The sequence below is a fragment of the Micrococcus sp. KRD128 genome (assembly GCF_017168395.1).
GTDB lineage: Bacteria > Actinomycetota > Actinomycetes > Actinomycetales > Micrococcaceae > Micrococcus > Micrococcus luteus.
This window is the reverse complement of record NZ_JABFAX010000055.1, coordinates 1-835: the sequence shown is the minus strand read 5'-3', so window position 1 is coordinate 835 and position 835 is coordinate 1. Positions and strand designations below refer to the sequence as shown.

Annotated in this window: 1 protein-coding gene and 1 pseudogene; both read right to left on the bottom strand. The window is 69.5% G+C overall.

Annotation, left to right across the window (positions count from 1 at the left end):
• The coding region (locus tag J1M44_RS11440; RefSeq protein ID WP_020628202.1) for an IS3 family transposase at window positions 1–621 on the bottom strand (621 nt) is incomplete at its 3' end.
• Window positions 618–835 (bottom strand): annotated as a pseudogene (locus J1M44_RS12075) (IS3-like element ISRhosp5 family transposase); the annotation flags it as partial. The pseudogene J1M44_RS12075 and the gene J1M44_RS11440, both read right to left, overlap by 4 nt.

Here is an 835-nt window from a genome sequence, read left to right as displayed (position 1 = left end):
GACGCTGCCGTGGTCGGAGTGGAAGATCGCGCCGACCAGCGACCCGCGGTCGTGGTGCGCGGCACGGAGGGCGTCTTCGACGAGTTCGGTGCGCATGTGGTCGGCGACTTGCCAGCCCGCGAGCTTCCGGGAGCCGAGATCGATGCAGGACGCGAGGTAGAGGTTCGTGCCGTCGGCGATAGGCAGGTAGGTGATGTCGCCCACGTAGCGGCGGCCGGGGTCGCCGACGGAGAAGTCCCGTCCGATCAGGTCGGGGAAGCGCCTGGCGGACTGGTCCGGGATCGTGGTCTTCACCCGTCGTCGCAACCGGATCCCCGCGAGACGGTGCTCACGCATTACCCGCGCGACGCGCTTGTGATTCACCCGCTCCGCAACGGGCACACCGTCGTTGAGGTCGGCGGTGATCCTGGGCGCCCCGTAGGCGCGGTCGCCACCCTGAGCGGGGTCTTGCAGCACCCGGATCCGCGCCGCCAACACCGCGTCGTCTGTCGCCTTCGCGGCTCGCCGCCCGGCGGAGTCCAGCCAGGCGTAGAACGACGAGCGGGCGACCTCGACGACCTCACACAACCGCTTCACGCCGTAGGCGTCCTTGTGATCCTCAACAAACTGGAAGCGGTTCACCAGTTCGTCTCCCCGGCGAAATACTTCGCCGCCTGACGGAGGATGTCCCGCTCCGTCTCGAGCTTGCGGGCCTCGGCCTGCAAGGCTGCGAGGTCGGCCTCCAACCGGAGGACCTTCGCCGCCTGCGACTCCGGTCGCCCCGTCGCCCCCGGCGGCGACGCAGCGGCAACCGTGACCCCGGAGCCGAACTTGTCGACCCACTCTTTCAGCGCAC